The organism is Streptomyces coryli, from assembly GCF_011044975.1.
Taxonomy (GTDB): domain Bacteria; phylum Actinomycetota; class Actinomycetes; order Streptomycetales; family Streptomycetaceae; genus Streptomyces; species Streptomyces coryli.
In genome coordinates this window covers 1-19,331 of the sequence record NZ_JAAKZV010000154.1, presented here as the reverse complement: position 1 = coordinate 19,331, position 19,331 = coordinate 1, and the positions used below count along the sequence as shown (strand labels likewise).

At 68.5% G+C, this 19,331-nt stretch carries 16 protein-coding genes and 1 tRNA gene; 9 read left to right on the top strand and 8 right to left on the bottom strand.

The window, feature by feature from the left end:
* The 6 genes from G5C51_RS27625 to G5C51_RS27600 form a co-directional block, all read left to right on the top strand.
* Positions 1-565, top strand: a 565-nt coding sequence (locus tag G5C51_RS27625; RefSeq protein ID WP_165240948.1) for an EboA domain-containing protein, incomplete at its 5' end; no start/stop codon positions are given.
* A 16-nt stretch (positions 566-581) separates the two neighbouring features.
* Entirely contained in the window at positions 582-1,436 is an 855-nt protein-coding gene (locus G5C51_RS27620; protein ID WP_165240949.1) for a TatD family hydrolase, read from the top strand.
* Positions 1,437-1,442: 6 nt separating this feature from the next.
* Positions 1,443-2,618: a metabolite traffic protein EboE gene (gene eboE / locus G5C51_RS27615; RefSeq protein ID WP_165240947.1), complete on the top strand. Its 1,176-nt coding sequence runs from the start codon at positions 1,443-1,445 to the stop codon at positions 2,616-2,618.
* The gene (locus G5C51_RS27610; RefSeq protein ID WP_165240946.1) at positions 2,615-4,030 is read left to right on the top strand and encodes an alkaline phosphatase family protein; all 1,416 of its coding nucleotides are present in this window, start codon (positions 2,615-2,617) and stop codon (positions 4,028-4,030) included. The genes eboE and G5C51_RS27610 overlap by 4 nt, the downstream gene beginning before the upstream one ends.
* Positions 4,027-5,049: a sugar phosphate isomerase/epimerase family protein gene (locus G5C51_RS27605; protein ID WP_165240945.1), complete on the top strand. Its 1,023-nt coding sequence runs from the start codon at positions 4,027-4,029 to the stop codon at positions 5,047-5,049. The genes G5C51_RS27610 and G5C51_RS27605 overlap by 4 nt, the downstream gene beginning before the upstream one ends.
* Before the next feature lie 224 nt (positions 5,050-5,273).
* A tRNA-Leu gene (locus tag G5C51_RS27600) sits at positions 5,274-5,357 on the top strand.
* A 150-nt stretch (positions 5,358-5,507) separates the two neighbouring features.
* Here the strand turns inward: G5C51_RS27600 and G5C51_RS27595 are convergent.
* On the bottom strand, positions 5,508-6,899 hold the full coding sequence (locus G5C51_RS27595) for an alkaline phosphatase PhoX (RefSeq protein WP_165240944.1): 1,392 nt from the start codon (positions 6,897-6,899) through the stop codon (positions 5,508-5,510).
* Between the two features lie 142 nt (positions 6,900-7,041).
* Complete coding sequence (locus tag G5C51_RS27590) at positions 7,042-8,349, bottom strand: phytase (protein WP_165240943.1); 1,308 nt, start codon at positions 8,347-8,349, stop codon at positions 7,042-7,044.
* A 270-nt stretch (positions 8,350-8,619) separates the two neighbouring features.
* Here G5C51_RS27590 and G5C51_RS44335 point away from each other — a divergent pair, with 270 nt between their 5' ends.
* Together G5C51_RS44335 and G5C51_RS27580 are read left to right on the top strand one after the other, a co-directional pair.
* Positions 8,620-8,787 (top strand): beta family protein, encoded by a 168-nt coding sequence (locus G5C51_RS44335; protein ID WP_420824861.1) that lies wholly within the window; start codon positions 8,620-8,622, stop codon positions 8,785-8,787.
* A 292-nt stretch (positions 8,788-9,079) separates the two neighbouring features.
* The gene (locus G5C51_RS27580; protein ID WP_165240941.1) at positions 9,080-9,616 is read left to right on the top strand and encodes a hypothetical protein; all 537 of its coding nucleotides are present in this window, start codon (positions 9,080-9,082) and stop codon (positions 9,614-9,616) included.
* Between the two features lie 274 nt (positions 9,617-9,890).
* On the opposite strand, the gene G5C51_RS27575 is transcribed toward G5C51_RS27580, so the two are convergent.
* The 4 genes from G5C51_RS27575 to G5C51_RS27565 all read right to left on the bottom strand — a co-directional run bounded on the left by G5C51_RS27575 (position 9,891) and on the right by G5C51_RS27565 (position 15,236).
* Complete coding sequence (locus tag G5C51_RS27575) at positions 9,891-11,771, bottom strand: DUF2075 domain-containing protein (RefSeq protein WP_165240940.1); 1,881 nt, start codon at positions 11,769-11,771, stop codon at positions 9,891-9,893.
* 109 nt (positions 11,772-11,880) lie between these two features.
* Entirely contained in the window at positions 11,881-13,941 is a 2,061-nt protein-coding gene (locus tag G5C51_RS27570) for a DNA/RNA helicase domain-containing protein (protein WP_165240939.1), read from the bottom strand.
* Between the two features lie 164 nt (positions 13,942-14,105).
* Positions 14,106-14,234: a DUF6408 family protein gene (locus G5C51_RS43260; protein ID WP_240929963.1), complete on the bottom strand. Its 129-nt coding sequence runs from the start codon at positions 14,232-14,234 to the stop codon at positions 14,106-14,108.
* A 528-nt stretch (positions 14,235-14,762) separates the two neighbouring features.
* Positions 14,763-15,236 carry an NUDIX domain-containing protein gene (locus G5C51_RS27565; protein ID WP_165240938.1) on the bottom strand — a complete coding sequence of 158 codons (474 nt, stop codon included), beginning with the start codon at positions 15,234-15,236 and terminating at the stop codon, positions 14,763-14,765.
* 103 nt (positions 15,237-15,339) lie between these two features.
* On the opposite strand from G5C51_RS27565, the gene G5C51_RS27560 reads away from it, so the two are divergent.
* On the top strand, positions 15,340-16,158 hold the full coding sequence (locus G5C51_RS27560) for an SAM-dependent methyltransferase (protein WP_420824860.1): 819 nt from the start codon (positions 15,340-15,342) through the stop codon (positions 16,156-16,158).
* 15 nt (positions 16,159-16,173) lie between these two features.
* Here the strand turns inward: G5C51_RS27560 and G5C51_RS27555 are convergent, their stop codons facing one another.
* Positions 16,174-17,931: a dihydroxy-acid dehydratase gene (locus G5C51_RS27555; protein ID WP_165240936.1), complete on the bottom strand. Its 1,758-nt coding sequence runs from the start codon at positions 17,929-17,931 to the stop codon at positions 16,174-16,176.
* Positions 17,932-17,943: 12 nt separating this feature from the next.
* A partial coding sequence (locus tag G5C51_RS27550; protein WP_165240935.1) for an Nramp family divalent metal transporter occupies positions 17,944-19,331 on the bottom strand: 1,388 nt, incomplete at its 5' end.

The window sequence follows — 19,331 nt, the reverse complement described above, 5'->3', positions numbered from 1 at the left end:
AGCCAAGGGCGCCCCCGGACCCAGCCCCACCATCCCCGCCTGGGAAGCGCACTTCGCCGCCGCCCGCCGCCGCGCGGGCGCCGAGCAGGCGATGGCCGTACGCGTCCTGCTGCTCCAGGCAGCCCGCGCCGACACGGACGCCGCCACGCGGATCTACGAGCGCGGCGACACCGCCGAGCGCATCGCCGTCCTCACCGCGCTCCCGCACCTCGAGCCGGGCGACGACGCCCTCCCGCTCGTCCACGACGCGCTGCGCACCAACGACACCCGCCTGGTGGCGGCGGCCCTCGGCCCGTACGGCGCCGAGCACCTGCCCGCGCACGACTGGCGGCAGGCCGTGCTGAAGTGCCTCTTCACCGGCGTGCCCGTGGACCAGCTCCACGACCTCGCCGACCGCGCCCGCGACGACGCCGAACTCGCCCGCATGCTCCGCGACTACGCCGCCGAACGCGAGGCCGCCGGCCGCGACGTGCCCCCGGACCTGCACCGCGTGCTGTCACTCACGGCCGTAAGCGCCGCAAGCGCCGAAGGCGCCGCCGCACCAGCCGTCAACGAGGAGGGCTGACCCAGCTATGTCACCTATGCGCATCTTCGACCCCCACATCCACATGACCTCCCGCACCACCGACGACTACGCGGCGATGTACGACGCGGGCGTCCGCGCCCTCGTCGAGCCCTCCTTCTGGCTCGGCCAGCCCCGCACCTCACCCGCCTCCTTCTACGACTACTTCGACGCCCTCCTCGGCTGGGAGCCGTACCGCGCCGCGCAATACGGCATCGCGCACCACTGCACCCTCGCGCTCAACCCCAAAGAGGCCAACGACCCCCGCTGCACCCCCGTCCTCGACGAACTCCCCCGCTACCTCCTCAAAGACCACGTCGTCGCCGTCGGCGAGATCGGCTACGACTCGATGACCCCGGCCGAGGACCACGCGCTCGCCGCCCAGCTGCAGCTGGCCGCCGACCACGGGCTCCCCGCCCTCGTGCACACCCCCCACCGCGACAAGGCCGCGGGCGTCACCCGCACCCTCGCCGTCATAGCCGAGTCCGACCTGCCCCCCGCGCAGGTCGTCCTCGATCACCTCAACGAGACCACCGTAAAGGCCGCCACTGACAGCGGCTGCTGGCGCGGCTTCTCCATCTATCCCGACACGAAGATGGACGAGCACCGCATGGTCGCGATCCTCCGCGAGTACGGCACCGACCAGGTGCTGATCAACTCCGCCGCCGACTGGGGCAAGTCCGACCCGCTCAAGACCCGTAAGACCGCGGACGCCATGCTCGCCGCCGGCTTCACCGAGGACGACGTCGACAAGGTCCTCTGGCGCAACCCGGTCGCCTTCTACGGCCAGAGCGGCCGCCTGGAGCTCGAGCCCCCGAAGCCCGGCGGAAGTGCCACCCACGAAGGCAACTCCATCCTCCGCGGAGGGAGCTGAGCCACCATGCGCTTCCGCCACCCCGACGGTTCCACCGTCCACCTCGCGTACTGCACCAACGTCCACCCCGCCGAGGACTACGACGGTGTCCTCGCCCAACTCGGCGACCACGCCGAACCCGTTCGCCGCCGCCTCGGCCGCGACCGCCTCGGCATCGGCCTCTGGCTCGCCCGCGACGCCGTCCGCACTCTCGGCTCCGACCCGGCCGCCCTGCGCCGCCTCAAGCGCGAGCTCGACGACCGCGGCCTGGAGGTCGTCACCCTCAACGGCTTCCCGTACCAGGGCTTCGGCGAGGAAGTGGTCAAGTACCGCGTCTACAAGCCCGACTGGACCGAACAGCCCCGCCTCGACCACACCGCCGACCTCGCCCGCCTCCTCGCCGCGCTCCTCCCGGACGACGCCGCCGAGGGCACCATCTCGACGCTCCCGCTCGCCTGGCGTACGGACTTCACCACCGAGCAGCGCAAGGAGGCCCTGGCCGCCCTGCACACCCTCGCCTCCCGCCTGGAGGCGATCGAGGAGCTCACGGGCCGCCGTATCCGCATCGGCCTCGAACCCGAGCCCGGCTGCACGATCGAGACGACAGCGCAGGTCATCGAAGCCCTCACCGGCGCCGACGCGCCACCCGCCGACCGCATCGGCATCTGCGTCGACACCTGCCACCTCGCCACCGCCTTCGAGGACCCGGACACCGCCATCCCCGCCCTCACGGCAGCCGGCGTAGCGATCGTGAAGACCCAGCTCTCGGCCGCCCTCCAGGCCGCCGACCCGCACGAGGCGTCCGTACGGACGGCGCTCTCCGCCTTCGCCGAGCCGCGCTTCCTGCACCAGACCCGCACGAGGGCGGATGAGGGCGTACGCGGGACAGACGACCTGGACGAAGCCCTGGCCGGCGGCCTGCCGACCGCGGGGGAGTGGCGCTCGCACTTCCACGTCCCGCTGCACGCCCCCCTGGAGCCCCCGCTCGCCGCGACCACGGACGTCCTGAAGTCCGCCCTCACCCACCTCGTCGGCGGCCCGGCCCCGCTCACCCACCACCTAGAGGTGGAGACGTACACCTGGCACGCCCTCCCGGCGCACCTCCGCCCCCGCAGCCGAGCCCAGCTCGCCGACGGCATCGCCGCGGAACTGGCCCTGGCCCGCGACCTGCTCACCGAACTCGGCCTGAAGGAGCTGCCATGACCAGCACCCCGAAGCGCCTGGTAGTGATCGACGTCGTCGGCCTCACACCCCGCCTCCTGGAACACATGCCGAACCTGACGGCCCTGGCCGACTCCGGCTCGTACGCCCCACTGAAGCCGTCACTCCCGGCGGTGACGTGCACCGCCCAGTCCACTTTCCTCACCGGTACGGCGCCGACGGGCCACGGCATCGTCGGCAACGGCTGGTACTTCCGCGACCTCGGCGAGGTCCTCCTCTGGCGCCAGCACAACGCCCTCGTAGAAGGCGACAAGCTCTGGGACGCGGCCCGCCGCGCGCACCCCGGCTACACGGTCGCCAATGTCTGCTGGTGGTACGCCATGGGCGCCGACACGGATTACACGATCACCCCGCGCCCGATCTACTACGCCGACGGCCGCAAGGAACCCGACTGCTACACCCGCCCGCCATCCCTCCACGACGAGCTGGAGGCGAAGCTGGGCACCTTCCCCCTCTTCACGTATTGGGGCCCGACGGCCGCCATCACCTCCTCAAAGTGGATCATCGCGGCGGCCCGCCACCTCCTGACCACCCGCCGCCCCGACCTGACGCTGGTCTATGTCCCGCACCTCGACTACGACCTCCAGCGCTACGGCCCCGACGACCCCCGCGCCCATGCCGCCGCCCGCGAGATCGACGCGGAACTGGCCCCGCTGCTCGCGGACGCCGCGGCCGCGGACGCGGAGACGGTGGTGCTGTCCGAGTACGGCATCACGTCCGCCGACCGCCCGGTCGACATCAACCGCGCCCTCCGCCGCGCAGGGCTGCTGGAGGTGCACACCCAGGACGGCATGGAGTACCTGGACCCGATGGCGTCGCGCGCCTTCGCGGTGGCGGACCACCAGATCGCGCACGTGTACATCCGCCGCCCCGAGGACGTCCCGGCGGTACGCGAGGCCCTGACCGGCCTCCCCGGCATCGCCGACCTGCTGGACGACGAGGGCAAGAAGTCCCAGGGCCTGGACCACCCCCGCGCGGGGGAGCTGGTGGCGCTGGCCGACCCCGACGCCTGGTTCACGTACTACTACTGGCTCGACGACACGAAGGCGCCGGACTTCGCCCGCCTCGTCGAGATCCACCGCAAGCCCGGCTACGACCCGGCCGAGCTCTTCATGGACCCCGCCGACCCGTACGTACGGGTGCGTGCGGCCGCCGCCCTTGCACGTAAGAAGACAGGGCTGCGCTACAAGATGGCCGTCGTCCCTCTCGACCCCTCACCCGTCCGCGGCAGCCACGGCCGCCTCCCGGACGACGAGCGCGACGGCCCCGTCTTCCTCACCACCCGGCCAGGAGCCGCGACGGCCCCCGTCGCAGCCACCGACGTCAAGCAGCTGCTGCTCTCACTGGCCGGGCTGTCGGCACCTCATCAAGAACAAGGAGTACGCACACCATGAGTGACAACTCCGAACTCGCCAGACGCCTCAAGCGCCGCAGCTTCCTCGGCGTCGCGGCGGGCGCCACCGCCGCCGCGATCACGGGCGCGGCGGCGTCCCCGGCCGTGGCGGGGGGCCACGGACACGGCAGCCGGCGGATCGTCCCGCGCGGCAAGCTGGGTATCCAGCTGTACACGGTGCGTGACCAGATCGCTTCGGTCGGTTTCGCGAAGGTCTTCCAGGAGCTCGAGAAGGCGGGCTACGACCAGATCGAGTACGCGGGCTACACGCAGGGCACGGGCGCGATCACGCTGCCCCAGCTCAGGCGGCTGGCGCGCGACCACGACCTGTTCCCGATCGGCAGCCACGTGTCGCACACGGGCGCGTACTCCTTCGCGGAGAGCCTGGAGCAGGTGCTGGACGACGCCGAGGCGCTGGGCATGCCGTACATCGGCACGTGGGCCGGCCCGAACAACCGCTATGGCACGACGGTGGACGCGATCAAGCGCTCGTGCGCCGAGTTCAACGAGTACGGCGCGGCGGCGAAGGCGCGCGGGATGAAGTGGTACACGCACAACCACTCGGAGGAGTTCGGGTTCTGCAGCGACAACCCGAACGTCCGGATCTACGACCTGATGCTGGCGGAGACCGACCCGGACCTGGTCCACCTGGAGATGGACATCTACTGGGCGTACGTCGGCCAGTACCGCTTCAGCAAGCGCCCGGACGGCACGCCGGCCCCGTTCGAGCCGCTGGACTACGTCCTGGACGACCCGCGCCGCTACCCGCTCTTCCACGTAAAGGACGGCGAACACGACGAGGCGCAGACGCACGGTTACCACATGACGGACGTGGGCGACGGCGACATCGACTACCGCCGCTTCATCGGCACGGTGACGCGGCGCCGTGGGGGTGACCGCTATCACAACTGGCTGGTGGAGCGGGACGACGCGGTCGACCCGGTGACGAACCCGGCGGGCAGCTTCAGCACGGCGAGGCGGTCGGCGGCGTATCTGACGGGGCGGCGCAAGGGGGAGTAGCGCTGTGAGGGGGGGCATGGGCTGGGGGCTGGGGTGCTTGCTTGCAGCAGCACTGGCCCGTCACGACAACCGCACTGGCCGTGGTCCGGCCCGTGCCCCTGACCTGCAGATCGTCGCTCTGCGCTCACGCAGCGTAACGACATTAACGAGTGGCAGACCACCCCAGAATCCTTGGTATGGTTGAGGTGTCGCCACGGCCCCAGGGCCGCTGGCAAGACACCCTCGTCCGGGTGGCGGAATGGCAGACGCGCTAGCTTGAGGTGCTAGTGCCCTTAACGGGCGTGGGGGTTCAAGTCCCCCCTCGGACACAATTGAGTACACCCTCCGGTGCTGGCCGCGTCTCGGCCAGCACCGTTTGTGTTTGGTCGTCGTAGGTCAGGCGGAGGCCGAGCTGGGGGTAGATCTCGGCCGGCCTTCCCCGTCGTCAGCTTGGTGTCGCGGATTCAATGTCGCGGATTTCAGTGCCACGGGCCGGTGATCGCGAGCGTCGTGCCGGGGGTGTAGATGTTGACGAACATGGTGCGTCCGTTAGGCGAGAAGGTGGCGCCCGCGAATTCCCCGTACTCGGGCGCCTCGTCCGTGCCGATGTTGAGGCGGTTGCGGGCCACGGGGTAGACCGCGCCGCGCCGCGTCACCCCGAACACGTGCTGGGCGCCGTCTCCGTCCTCGCACACCATCAGGCCGCCGTGCGGCGTGAGGCTGATGTTGTCCGGGGACTCGCCGGGGAGCTGGATGTCGGTGTCGGGGCCGAAGACGACCACCAGGGTCAGGCGGTGCCGGTGTGGCTCGTACTTCCACACCTGGCCGTAGTGGTCGGCCGCCGAGCCGGCCGCTCTGGCGGCGTAGCTGGAGACGAAGTAGACCGCTCCGCCGCCCCAGTAGCAGCCCTCGAGTTTCTGGGAGCGGGTGATGCCCTTCGCTCCGTAATCCTGCAGTCGTACGGATGTCTGCTGGGCAAGCGGGTCGGGCACCGGCACCCACGCGACGTGCTCGAAGGTCGCCCCCGGCTCCTGGATCACCGACAGGTCCGGCACACCGGGAACACGCATGGCCTCCAGCCGCCCGCCGCCGCGCAGCGAGCCGAGGCCGCCGAGGGGCTTGTCGGGCAGGAAGCGGTAGAACAGGCCGAACGGCTTGGAGGCGTCCTCCGTCTCGTACACCGCTCCGGTGCGGGGATCGACGGCGATCGCCTCGTGCGCGAAGCGGCCCATCGCGGTCAGCGGCACCGCACCCGAGCGGTACGGGTCGTCCGGGTCGACCTCGAAGATGAAGCCGTGGTCCTTGGTATAGCCGTTGACTCCGGCTTTGCCCTCGGTTTCCTCGCAGGTCAGCCAAGTGCGCCAAGGGGTCGGCCCGCCCGCGCAGTTCACGGCCGTACCGGCGATGGCCACCCGCTCATCCAGCAGCCGGCCACGCTCGTCGAGGGTGAGCTGTGTGCAGCCGCCGCCGGCCGTCGGGTCATAGGTGAGTCGCTCAACGGCGGGCACCGGGGGCTTGCCGTCGCCCGGGCGGATCTCGTGGTTGCGTACGAGATGGAGCTTGCCGTGCCTGCCCCGGATGGCTTCCATGCCGTCGTGGCTGCCCGGCACCGCGCCCTGGCCGGAGCTCATCGGCTCGCCCTCGTGGGAGAGGACCCGGTAGCGGAAGCCTGCCGGCAGGTCGAGCAGCCCGTCCGGATCCGGTACGAGGGGGCCGTACCCACCCGAACCATGGGTGGCGGCGGTCGCGGTCCCGGCGAAGAGCTCGGGGACGGCTCCGGTGAAGGCGATGCCGGCGACGGTCGCACCGGTGCGGGCTAAGAGCTGACGTCGTGTCGCTGACGCGGCCGCGTTGGCGGGTAGTTCGGACACGGGTACCTCCGTGGTGGGTGACGTGGATGGGGAGTGGCGCTGTCCGTAGTGATTGCTGAGCCGCGCGGGACAGATTGCTGAGCCTCGCGAGCACGTGCCGCGCGGGCACGTGCTCGCGCGAACACGTGCCGCGCGGGGCACGTCAGGGATCGACGCGGTCCATCACAGTGCCGAGGTCCACGAACTTGAAGCCGGTGGCCTCGCGCTCCTCGCCGTTCTCGTCGGTCACGGCCGGGGTGTCGTGGCCGTCCTGCACGACGAGCAGTCCACGGGGATAGCGGCTGCCCAGCGGGGCGTTGAGTACGGCGGCGCCATCGCACTCCTCGGAGCCGTCGAGCAGTTGGCCGGCCGGGCCGACCCGGAAGCCGCCTTCGTACTCGTTGCCCTCGTCGGCCTCCCGGTCGTAGAGGGCGAAGGTGTCGTCTCCCTGGCTGGAGGCGAAGAGATAGCCGTCACTCCCCGATTCCTGAAACAGCGTCAGGCCCTCGACATCGGCGGAGAGCCGGCTGCCGCCGTACCCGGGGTCGGCGCCGGGGATGCATTCCTCGGTCGCTTCGTCGTACGTGCCGGGGATGCCGTACTCCTTCACCCGGTCCATCAGTTTCGGGGTGCTGGTGAGGTCGGCGCGCAGTCGCCAGATGCCGACGTCTTCCTGCGCCGCGTACAGGACGCCGCCTGCCGGGTCGACGACCATGCCCTCGACCTGTGGCCGCTCACCGGGTTCCGCGCAGGGCGTCCACGAGGTGCCGTCAGGGAGCCGGAAGGAGGACGGCAGGTCGAGGGTGCGGACCTTGCGGTAGCCGACCGTGCCGGTTGCCGTGGCGCGCAACTCCAGGAGGGCGAGGCGGGTTTCGTTGCGGCGGCTGACGAGGGCGTGGCTGCGTCCGGTGGCCCGGTCCTGCCAGGTGGCGAGGCCGTACGCGGTGCGCTGTTCGTTGATCTCGTCCTGGTCCGCGGAGAAGACGGCGGGCGCGGCCGGGTCGGTGATGTCGGTGAGCGGGCCGCCTGCGCGGGACGGGTCGATGCGGTAGACACGCAGCCTGTCGTTGCCGCGGTCGCTGACGACGGCCACGTCGGCGCGGCCGGTGGGCAGCCGGAGCCCCGAGAGGAGATCCACGTTGTTGAACCGGCCTGGTGCGTCCCCCGCGCCTGGGGGCTGCGGGGCCGCTAAGGACTGGACTCCACGGGCGTCGAGGTCGTACACCCGCAGTCCGCCCTCCTTGGCGGTGGCCACGACCAGGCTCTTGCCGGGCTGCGCGGCGTTGCGCCAGATCGCCGGATCGTCCGCGTCGGCGTTGCCGCCTTCCTCGTCGTCGAAGAACGGCGGTGTCTCCGACACGGGGGTGACGACGGGGACCTCACCGGCGTGTGCGGGTGTGGCGCCGGCGAGCGCGACCAGGGCCGCGACAAGTACGAGTGCCAGGGGGTGGCCGAGGCGATGACGTCTCACGAAGGACTCCTTCTGAGTGGGGCCATGGCGTCTGTTCTGGCAGGGGCTCGTCCTAGAGCACAGGACATTCTGTTGTCAGGTCATACACCCACAAGGCCGTGCCTGATAGAGCTACTGTGCGGTAGCGCCGTAGACGCCCTGGGACCACCACTACGGGTACGGGGCCCTCCGGCGGTGCCACCCACTGCACGGCCGTGGCGGGTGACTTGACTGGGTGTCAGCAGGATCGGGTTCGCGTTGGGCAACACCCCTTTGGCCGAGCTCGTCGAGATGGAGGAATTCCGCGGAGCGGACTTCAGCGACGGTGACCATTGGCTGACTGAGCGCGCGCGGGGCAGTGGCCGTAGCGGGGCCGGGGGTGCGGAAGCGTGGATCCGGGCCGGCCATATCGCTCACATGTCCTATGTGGTGCGACAGTTGATGGGCATGGCCGGATGACGTCCTTGTCAGCGGCATACGTCCTGGCAACGCTGTGGACATGGTGTACAGGTGCAGGGCGGCGACGGGCGACGGGACCCTCTGCAAAAGGAAGGTTAAGGCGGAGGGGCTGCGCTGTTACGACCACCGCGGACTGCCCGAAGGGGGTGGACGAAGGCGGACGACCAAGAGGACCTCGCCCTCGCGCCGTGCCGGGGCCCCGCGTCGCAAGGCTCCAGCTCGGCAGCGCACATCGAGGACCCCGGCAACGCCGCCACTCCGCCGCTCGCCGACGCGGCCGACGGCGTCTCGGATGTCGCGCACAGAGGCCCTGCAGCGCCGTCGGGCGGAGGAGGTCGCTGCCTTCTGCGCGGACGTCCTTAAGGACGGTGGTGCGGCGGCGATCGCCGACCGGGCTGCCACCTACGCATCCGATGAGACCTGGACGGCACTGGTCAAGAAGCATCGGCGACGTGGCTGCCATGGCCTTGCGGAGCTGGCCCGGGCCATCCTCAACGGCAAGGAGCAGTTGCACGCAGCAGTCGGGTGGGCGGCGGCCGGCCTGCTCGGCCTGATGCGGCGCCCGCGGATCGAGCAGATCTTCGCCCAGGAGCTCGTCCGCAGAATTCCATTGCCAGCGGACGCCAAGCTGATTGCTGCTGCCCGAGGACTCCAGATCGCCGGGATCTATGTGTGCTTGGTCGGCAATCGCGACCTCGCGGACTGCGCATGCCTGCGGGACGTGCTCAAGGTCGAGGGCAAGGCGCGGATAAAGAGGCTCATCGAGGGCGCGATCGAGGACTGGCGCGAGTTGCCGAGGCTGGTGCCTGGGTTTGAGACAGGAGGGTAGCGGGGGTGCTGCAGCAGCAGTAAGAGCGGGCGCAGTGTTGTGCCAGGTCCATGTGTGCGTAAGGCGCGTGTCGGTCCGGAGCCGGTCCAGTGCGTCGCGGCCCACCCGGTCGGCCTTGCTGAGGACGATGAGGTCGGCCAAGCCCAGGTGCCGGTCCAGCTCCGGATGCCGGGACCGAGCTGGCGGTCGATCTCGGCCTGGCCTCCGGCGGGCTTGGCGCAGGACGGCCGGCAGGCTGCTGAGGGCGCGTCGACCAGGTTGTTAATCTGCGTCGTCACGCGGCGGTCAGGCTCGCCGTGGTGCCCGTCAGTTGTCGTAGCTTTTCGCGCGTGGTGGCGTCGGTCGAATAGACCACCGTGCCGATCATGCCTCGCGTGAGCAGCACTTTGTACGTATTGCGGATCAACCGGTCCACATCAGAGTCTGGGGTTGACCTCTTGAAGACCGGGTCTTTGGACGCCGTACGGTCGGTGACCCAGCTGTCACCGCGCCACACCAGGTCGGGGCCGATGATGACGCCGCTCCAGTCGTACTCGAAGCCCTGCGCTGTGTATACGCAGCCGACCTGCCCGAAGCCGGCCGGATCGGTCGCCCAGAGGGCGGCCGGAGGGGCGCCGCCGATGGCCCGGTCGCCGAAGACGTTCCAGGGTCGTTCCCAATCTCCGATGACGACGTCTGCGGGCAGCGCCTGTCCGGCAGGCACCTTCTTCGTCCACTTCCAGCAGTAGCCGGCGGACATGCGCGCGCTGTAGCCCTGTGCCCGGCGTTCGTCGAGGAAGGACTCCATCTCCTGCGGACTGTCCGCGACCATGAGCTGCATCTTGTCGTCGGGCTCCCATTCCACCGGGCCACCCGGCGCGAGCTCGAGCAGCCGTACCACCCACCGCAGATACGCATCACTGCCGCCGCACCGGAACTGGCTGTCCAGCGGCACTACCTGGCAGTGGAGCCCTTTCTTCGCGGCGGCCGTTTTGATCTCCTCGACCGTCCCCATCTCGCCCGGCCGGACCACCTGATGCTCATCCAGCAGGAATACCGGCACGCGTGCCGCGTCGATGAGTTCGTCGATCTGAGCCTTGCCGGTGCGGTTCGCTGCCCGCGTGTAGCGGTTGGCTGACGTCTCGCGAATGCGGTGAGCCTCGTCGCAGATCAGGACGTCGAGGCTGTTGCGCTCGGCGGTCATGAAGCTGTTGAAGTACTTGAAGAGTTCCTTCACCTCGCGCTTTCGGGTGCCCGCTACCTTCCGCATAGTTGTAGTGAAAGAGCTGGACCCTGTGGCGTGCAGGGCGGTGCTGCCCTGCCGGTATAGCTCGCCGAGGAGCGACAGCGCGATGACACTCTTGCCGGTGCCGGGCCCGCCGGTGACGATCACGACCTCCTTGTGGTCGGACTGCTTGGCGGCACGGACGGCCTTGAGGACCGTGCGGTACGCGATCTGCTGCTCGTCCAGCAGCACGAACTGCTCGCGCTCGCGTACCTCCTGGGCCGCCACGGCCATGAGCTGTTTGGACGGGCCGATCTTCCCGCTCAACAGCTCGTCCGCGGCTGAAGCGCCGGACTCGGCTCCCAGCTTCGAGCACAGAAAGTCGACGAACTCCCCGCGCCGCTCGCCGATGAAAAGCTGCCCGTACTGGTCCTGTTCGGCTTCGTAGAGCCCGCCGACCCCGAACTGGGTGGCATTGTGCAGATACGCGGCCCCGCTTATACGGTCCGGGTGTTCCGCCAGTGCTCCGTTGAAGGAGGCGAGGTACTGGCAATATCCGCGCACCTGGTCCACGGGGTTCAGGACTGCCCGGGCGTATGCGTCGATGCGGCAGAGCGACGGATCGTCATCGTCCGGTTCGGCGCTGCTCCACTGCTTCAGCTCCACGACGACGTACGACGGCAGACCCGTCTTGGGATGCACGCCGGCAAGCACGGCATCGGCCCGCTTGCTGTTCAGCGGCAGCCCGTACTCCAGGAGCATCTCCACCTGCCCGAGCCCTGCGTCGTTGAGCGCGGCCGCGAGCACCGGGATACTCCGCTCCCACGAGCGGACCTCGGACGAACTCGGCTTATGACCGTGCACGTGCACGAACTGCTCCGTCAGGCGGAAAAAGAGAGCACCGGACAGACACTCGGCGCCGACCGTGGCGGCGGAGTCGCGGAACAGCAAGGGATGCTCCCAGGCAGCACGAAGGAACTCGTGCGGGTGGGGGCATGTCCTTGGTGACTCCGCCAGGCGGAGCGGAAGCCCGGCGGGCCGCAGCTATGACGGATCAAGGTTACCTGTGACGTCGGCGGAAGGCAGGTGGCAGTTGTGGTCCTTCTGCGGTGAGTTCCGGCTGGTCACCGTCGCGGTGCTGTAGGCCGATAGTGCCCGGGATGAGCCTGCGCAGTGCCTGCTGAGCCGCCGGGTCGACCGCGTAGACCAAGGTGCCAACAACGCCGCGGGTGAGGAGCACGTGGTACGCGTTGCGGACGCAGCGGGCCACAGTTGCGTCGTCGACGTTGCTACGGAAGGCGGGATCGCGGGAACCTTTCCGCTGCACCTCGAACTTCCCGTTACGGAAGCACAGGTCGGGGCCGATAATGACACCGTTCCAGTCGTACTCGAAGGTCTGCGCCGTGTAGACACACCCAATCTGCCCGACGCCGCGAGGATCGGTCGACCACCGATAGGACGGCGGTGCGTCCGCCACCTCGTGCTGCGGCTTCACGTTCCACGGGCGGCGCCAGTCGCCGATGTGCACATCGTTGATCAATTGGCTTCCGTTCGGATTGCTCCACGGCCAGCAGAAGCCGGCCGTGATGCGCGCCGTCGTGCGCCTCGGATCGCGGGTCCGGATGAACTGCTCCATCTGTTCCGGGGTGTCGGCGACTACGAGTGTCATCTTCCCGTCGGGCTGCCAGGGGGCGGGGTCGGAGGCTGTTCCCAGTCCCAACAACTGCTGGACCCAGCCCTGGTATCGCTCACTGCCGCCCGACCGGAAGGTTCCCTTCAGGTCCCTCACATCGACTTGACATCCACTCTCTTCGGCGAGCTCACGGAGGTAGTCGGCGGTACCCACCTCGTCCGGGCGGATCGACTGGTGGTCATCGAGCAGGAAGATCGGCACCTTGGCAGCGCTGATCAACTCGATTGCCTGCGGCAGCTCATCGTCTCGCCGATCTCGTGGCGTCCAGCGATCCGTAGAGCTGCGCCGAAGGCGGTGCGCCTCGTCGCAGATCAGTACATCCATGCTGTCCGGCGGGGTTTCGGTGAAGCTGTTGAAATACTGATAGAGCCTGCGAGCCGACTTCTTCTTGTCCGACACCTGCCCGCGGCGTGCTGTGCCGATCATGATATTGCGCAGCGTCTCCGTATACGCATGGGAGCCGCTGGCCAGCACGGCCTCACGGCCGCTGAGCCCAAGCGCCCGCTGCAGCTCCAAGGCCACCGCGCTCTTCCCGCTGCCGGGACCGCCCCTGAGGATGTACACGCGCTTGCTGCCCGAATCGGGGGCGGTGCTGTGGGCGGCTTCGGCGTCGTAGAAGAGCCCGATCTCGAAGCCACCGCGGGGTGCGGTCCTCTTCAGGTGCCGGGTGATCCGGTCGACCGCGACGTATTGTTCGTCGAGGAGGGTGAGACCGCCGCCAGTGACGGACCGCTGCCGCGCCACATCGGTGACCTTCAGCAGCGGGTCTCGGCGGTCCTGCTCCAGTGCGGTCGCGGCTTGCTTCCCGGATGCGGTGGTGAATCTCGAGGTGAGGGCGCGTCGAAACAGGTCCAGGTCGTCGAGCGTATAGAGGAATCCGTGCTCGCTCTCGGGTAGATCGAAGAGCGCCTCCACGTCCGAGTCCCGCGCGTTGTGGAGCAGCGCTACTCCCATCAGGCGGTCGTCGCTCTCCCGAAGGTGCGGAAGGTAACGCATCATGTATTCGCAGTAGCGCTGGATCTGCCGCACCGGGTGCAGCTTGTTCATCCCGTCGCCGAACCCGAGGTCGACGGCGATCGGACATGCCGGGTCAACTGTTGCGTGTCGTACTTGCTTCAGCTCGACCGCGAGGTAGGAATCCGTGTCGGTGCCGGGGTGCCGGCCGCACAGGACCAGGTCGACTGCAGAATTGGTGTGCGGCAGGTCGACCTCGACCTGCACCTCCACCTCATCGAGTCCGCAGTCCAGCAGGGCCTCGACCACCACGGGGATGCTGTTGTTCCAGGAGGCGATATCGCCCTTTGTGGCCGACTGGCCCTTTCGTTCGCGATGCGCTTTCTGCAGCTGTTCGGTGAGCGGACGAAGCGCTGACCCGGGCCGGGCAACGATGAGTTGGCCGAGCTCGGCTGCGGAATGTTGCAGGAGCACGAAGGTTCCCCAGGCACGAGATGACTCGTGCGGGTGGGGGCATGTCCTTCGTGACTCCACCGAGGCGGAGCGGAAGCCCGTCGGGCCGCAATGACGATACGTAGATTACTCAGGTGCCGCGGCGGGGTGAGGGCGGGCCCCCGGGGGCCCGCCCACCGCCCGGCTCAGCCGAGGCGGTGCACCACGGCCTGCGCCAGCACCCACAACAGGTTCGAGCCGAGGCCCACCGTGATGCCCACGAGGACATCACGGACCCAGTTCCGGTGCTTGGACGTGTACTCGACGGCGGCCATAGGAATGCGTCCCTTCGGTTACGGCCAGTCGCGGACGCCCAGGTCGGGCTCCCGCCGGGAGCACGCCTTTTGTCCGCGTCGCCGAACCAAAGGGCCTACGTTTCCGCAGGCCATGCCTCGTACATCCTCCGGGAGGACACGCGGTGCGGGATAACGCTAGCTGACACCAGGGGCTACTGGGCAAGGGGTTAACGCCAAGATGGCCTATCTTGTCCACGTCACGTGCAAGGACTGTCGATGATCCGGTAGTTCAGCCCAGTCGGAGATCTTGTGGCGGTGCGGCCGTCATGGGCTGAGGTGTGTGGCGGGGGTGCGCGAGGTCGACTGGCCGAATCCCATGCGCTTCTTCGGCAACGTGGCTCTCGTAATGGGGCCTTCGGCGCCTGACCCCAGAAGCTGTTGAGCAGGTGTGCAAAAGTGGGCAGCTCATGGTCACTAGGTGTCTTCCTAGCCGCGAATAATGGCAGCGAAATGAGGGTCGTACCGTGCGGAGGTGCCGAGATCAGGGCGGCTGGCCCGGAATTCCTGCTAGCCCAGGTATGGCCGGTCGCGTTGTTCGAGATAGTGATCGAGGCGGAGACGCTGGGTGTGGTGCATTGGCAGTGCAGCGATCTCCTCGGGGGCGGTGAAGCGCAGTTCCGTCGACTCGTCCGAGATGGACAGCTCGCCTCCGGTGATTCGGGAGGTGAAGCAGATATTGAACTGGCGGCGTACCTCGCCGTCGCTGTAGGCGATGATGTGGCGCGGGTCGGTGTAGGTGCCGGCGAGGCCGGTGATCTCGATGTCGAGGCCGGTCTCTTCTTTGACCTCCCGTACGGCTGTGCCGGGGAGTGAGTCCTCCACGTCCATGCCGCCGCCGGGGAGCGCCCACAGGCCGTTGTCGCGGCGACGTTGGAGCAGGATGCGGCCTACTTCGTCGGTGACGATCGCGGATGCGGCGACGACGAGGCTGTTCGGCTTTGGGGCGTCAGGGTCGTCGTAGTACTCGGTGCGACGTGCCATGACGGTTCTGCCTTCCTGGACAGGGGCGCAGCCAGTGCCAACAACATCCCGCACTAGATTGGCTGTTGACAGTTTCGCGTCGGTAAGGGTGAGGGTGGTAGGCGTGGCACGGGACATATCTGGCTCTGGTGCAGAGTCTCGCGATGTGATCGATGTGACGGTGCCGCATTCGGCGCGGATCTGGAATTACTGGCTTGGGGGCAAGGACAACTACGAGGTTGATCGGCAGGCTGGGGATGAGTACATCCGGGTTTCGCCGAATGTTGTTGATGTTGCTCGGGCTTCCCGTGGGTTCCTTGTGCGGTCCATCCGGTATCTGGTCGGGGAGGCGGGGGTGCGGCAGTTCCTGGACGTCGGGACTGGGCTGCCTACGGCGCAGAACACCCATGAAGTTGCGCAGGCAATAGCGCCCGAGTCGCGGATCGTTTACGTCGATCATGATCCGTTGGTGTTGGCGCATGCTCGGGCGTTGCTGGTCGGGACTGAAGAAGGGGCTACCGACTACATCGATGCTGAGTTGCGGGAGCCGGGGGCGATTCTGGCGCAGGCTGAGAAGACCCTGGACTTCGGGCGGCCGATCGGGCTCATCCTCAGCGGGATCATGGGGCACGTTGCCGATCTCCAAGAGGCGCGGGCGATCGTGCGGAGGCTGCTTGAGGCGCTTCCGTCCGGGAGTTATCTGTCGCTCAATGACGGCACCAGCACCGTGCATGCCGAGGTGCAGGACGCGCAGGATCAGTACAACGAGAGTGGGGCTATCCCGTACACCTTGCGGACTCCGGAGGAGATTGCCGGCTTCTTCGACGGGTTGGAGATCGTCGAGCCGGGTGTCGTGTCGTGTCCTCTCTGGCGGCCGGATACTGGGCAGGTCGGCACGCCGGAGCCGCAGGATGCGTTCGGTGGTGTTGGTCGGCTTCCGTAAGTCCCGAGAGACACCTCAGTGCGAGTCGCGTGGCACCGCGTGGCCCCGGGAGCCGCGCAGGAAGGTGAGGTCGGCGCCCTCGTTGGCCTGGGTGACGTGTTCTGTGTAGAGCCAGGCGTAGCCTGACCTGTGCTTGGGCTCCGGTGGGGTCCACCTTGCGCGGCGTTCCGCCAGTTCCTCGTCCGAGATCAGCAAGCTCAAGCGGCGGCCCGCCACGTCCAGTTCGATCTCGTCGCCCGTACGGACCAGGGCCAGCGGGCCGCCGACCGCCGACTCCGGTGCTACGTGCAGCACCACCGTCCCGTAACCCGTGCCGCTCATCCTGCCGTCGCAGATGCGGATCATGTCCGTCACGCCTGCCTTTAGCAGCTTGGTCGGCAACGGGACGTTCGAGACCTCCGGCATGCCCGGGTAGCCCTTTGGGCCTGCGCCGCGGATGACCAGGATGTCGTCTGCTGTGACGTCCAGGGTCGGGTCGTCGCAGACCTTGTGGTACGCCTCCGGGGAGTCGAAGACCAGGGCGCGGCCTCGGTGTTGGAGTAGTTCGGGAGTCGCTGCTGATTGCTTCAGGACCGCGCCGTTCGGGGCCAGGTTGCCGCGTAGGACGGCGGTGCCCGTGCCTGCCTCCTGGAAGGGGGTCGAGAGTGGGGTGATTACCTCGTCGCCTATGCGTTCCGCCGTCGCCGTGTTCTCGGCTATGGACTGGCCTGTCACCGTGATTTGTTTGGTGTGCAGCAGGCCCGCCCCCGCCAGCTCTCTATGGACCGCCGGCAGCCCTCCCGCGTAGCAGAAGTCCTCCATCAGGTATTTCCCCGACGGCTGCAGGTTCACCAGCGTCGGCACCTCCCGCGCCAGCCCGTCGAAGTCATCCAGCGACAGGTCTACGCCCAACCTCCCCGCGATCGCCGCCAAGTGGATGATCGCGTTCGTCGACCCGCCGATGGCCGCGTTCGTGCGGATGGCGTTCTCGAAGGCGGCCCTCGTCATCACCTTTGACGGGCGGAGGTCCTCGTCCACCATCTCCACCACCCGCTTGCCCGCGGCCTGTGCCGTCTCGAAGCGGCGGGCGTCCACCGCCGGCCACGTCGCCGAGCCGGGCAGCTGCATGCCCAACGACTCCGCCATACACGCCATCGTCGACGCCGTGCCCATCGTCATGCAGTGGCCGTTCGAGCGGGCCATGCAGCCCTCGGCGTAGAAGCATTCCTCCTGGGTCATCCGCCCCGTCTTCAGGTCCTCCTCGAATTGCCAGACCGCCGTGCCCGAACCGACGTCCCTGCCTCGGTACTTGCCGTTGAGCATCGGGCCGCCCGTCACCATCACCGCCGGCAGGTCGACGCTTGCCGCGCCCATCAGCATTGCCGGTGTTGTCTTGTCGCAGCCGCTCAGCAGCACCACGCCGTCGAGCGGGTTGGCGCGGATGAGTTCCTCGACCTCCATCGCCATCAGGTTGCGGAAGAGCATGGCCGTCGGGCGCATCAGCGTCTCGCCCGTTGCCATCGTCGGGAAGGCGAGTGGCAAGCCGCCTGCCTGCCAGACGCCGCGCTTGACCGCCTCTGCTACGCGGTCCAGGTGGGCGTTGCACGGGGCCAGTTCCGAGGCGCTTACGGCTATGCCGATCACCGGGCGGCCGTCGAAGACCTCGTGGCCCAGGCCCTGGTTGCGCATCCAGGAGCGGTAGATCATGCCGGCCCGGCCCTCCGCGCCGAACCAGGCCTGGCTGCGGCGTTCGGGGCGGGCCTTGCTGCCGGTGCCGGCATCTGCGTCAGTCACGTGCGTTGCACCTCAGAAGTTGTCGATGTACTGCTGGCGGATCGTCAGGGCGGCGAGCGTGCCGTACAGCAGCACCGCCCAGATCAACGCCGCCACCCGGTAGTTGCGGATCTTCAGGGGCCGGGGGAGGGACTTGCGGTTGAGCATGAGCAGCAGCATGGAGTAGACGAACATCATCAGACCCGACACGCAGGCGGAGATGACGAGCAGCACCAGCGGCTGGTCGAAGCCGATCAGCAGGATCGTCGCGCCGCAGGCGACCAGGCCCCAGACCAGCCAGAAGTACAGCTGGCTCTCGGTTACCGTCCGGCCGCGCAGATACGTCGACTTGAGCGTGTCCGCCGCCATACGTGATGTGTAGTCCACGATGCCGGTTGCCGCCGTGAACAGCGAGAACGCGCCGATCAGCCAGAACGTCGTGCCGAACCAGCTGCCTACGGACTCCTTCAGCTGCTCGCCCTCCGCCTCCACGAAGGAGACGTCGTTCGCCAGGCCCTCCATCCCGAAGACCGTCGAGTGGGAGAGCAGCGACGTCAGCGTGATCGTTACGATCGTGACCAGGACAAACGTCATGCCCTGCTCTATGTTCGCCAGGCGCCACCAGCGCTGCCAGCGGGACATGTTCTCCGGGTCGTCCGGCTCGAAGACGTAGCCCGCGGCTGCCTCCGTCGTCGAGGCCGCCTCCTCCTTGCCGGTGATCGGGCTGACCACGCGCGGTACGTAGCGGCCCATGCCGAAGCCCTTGTCGCGGATCCAGTTCGACTGGCAGAGGTTCTGGCCGCCGCCGGCGCCCGCGTACGCGATGGCGCCCATGAGCACCGCCACGCCCAGCTCCGTCGGGAACTGGCCGATGTGCGTGACGCCGTCCGGGAGGTCGCCCCAGCTGGAGGCCTCCACGGCCAGGACGACCGCCAGGACGAAGAAGACCGCCACCACGGCCAGCTTGAAGAAGAGCAACTTCTCCAGGGCCGTGTAGACCACGGGGGCCAGGGTCAGCATCGCGCCGATCGCCGCCAGCAGGCACATGCCGATGATCGCCGGGTCGCCGCCGAAGACGTAACTGAGCATCGTCGCCGAGCTGGTCGCCCAGCCGGGCCACAGGTTCGCGGCGTAGGTGAAGACCACCATCACCGCGCCCCAGTGCTTCCAGTAGCGGTTGAAGCCGGAGACGGCGGTCTCGCCGGTGGCGAGCGTGTAGCGCTCGACCTCCATGTTGATGAACCACTGGGTCAGGACGCCGACCACGGCGCCCCAGAGGAACACCAGGCCGGCCTGCGAGGCGATATACGGCCAGAGGATGAACTCCCCGGAGGACAGGCCGACTCCGGCCGCCACCACGCCGGGGCCGATGATCGGCCAGACGCGCTTCGGCGGGGCGGGGAGCTCGCGGACCTCGGGGG

Bases quoted from the DNA above. Each gene is read 5' to 3' on its own strand.
- G5C51_RS27620 (WP_165240949.1), top strand. From the start codon at position 582: ATGCGCATCTTCGACCCCCACATCCACATGACCTCCCGCACCACCGAC.
- G5C51_RS27605 (WP_165240945.1), top strand. From the start codon at position 4,027: ATGAGTGACAACTCCGAACTCGCCAGACGCCTCAAGCGCCGCAGCTTC.
- G5C51_RS27580 (WP_165240941.1), top strand. From the start codon at position 9,080: ATGTCGCGCACAGAGGCCCTGCAGCGCCGTCGGGCGGAGGAGGTCGCT.
- eboE (WP_165240947.1), top strand. From the start codon at position 1,443: ATGCGCTTCCGCCACCCCGACGGTTCCACCGTCCACCTCGCGTACTGC.
- G5C51_RS44335 (WP_420824861.1), top strand. From the start codon at position 8,620: ATGGAGGAATTCCGCGGAGCGGACTTCAGCGACGGTGACCATTGGCTG.
- G5C51_RS27565 (WP_165240938.1), bottom strand. From the start codon at position 15,236: ATGGCACGTCGCACCGAGTACTACGACGACCCTGACGCCCCAAAGCCG.
- G5C51_RS27610 (WP_165240946.1), top strand. From the start codon at position 2,615: ATGACCAGCACCCCGAAGCGCCTGGTAGTGATCGACGTCGTCGGCCTC.
- G5C51_RS43260 (WP_240929963.1), bottom strand. From the start codon at position 14,234: ATGGCCGCCGTCGAGTACACGTCCAAGCACCGGAACTGGGTCCGTGAT.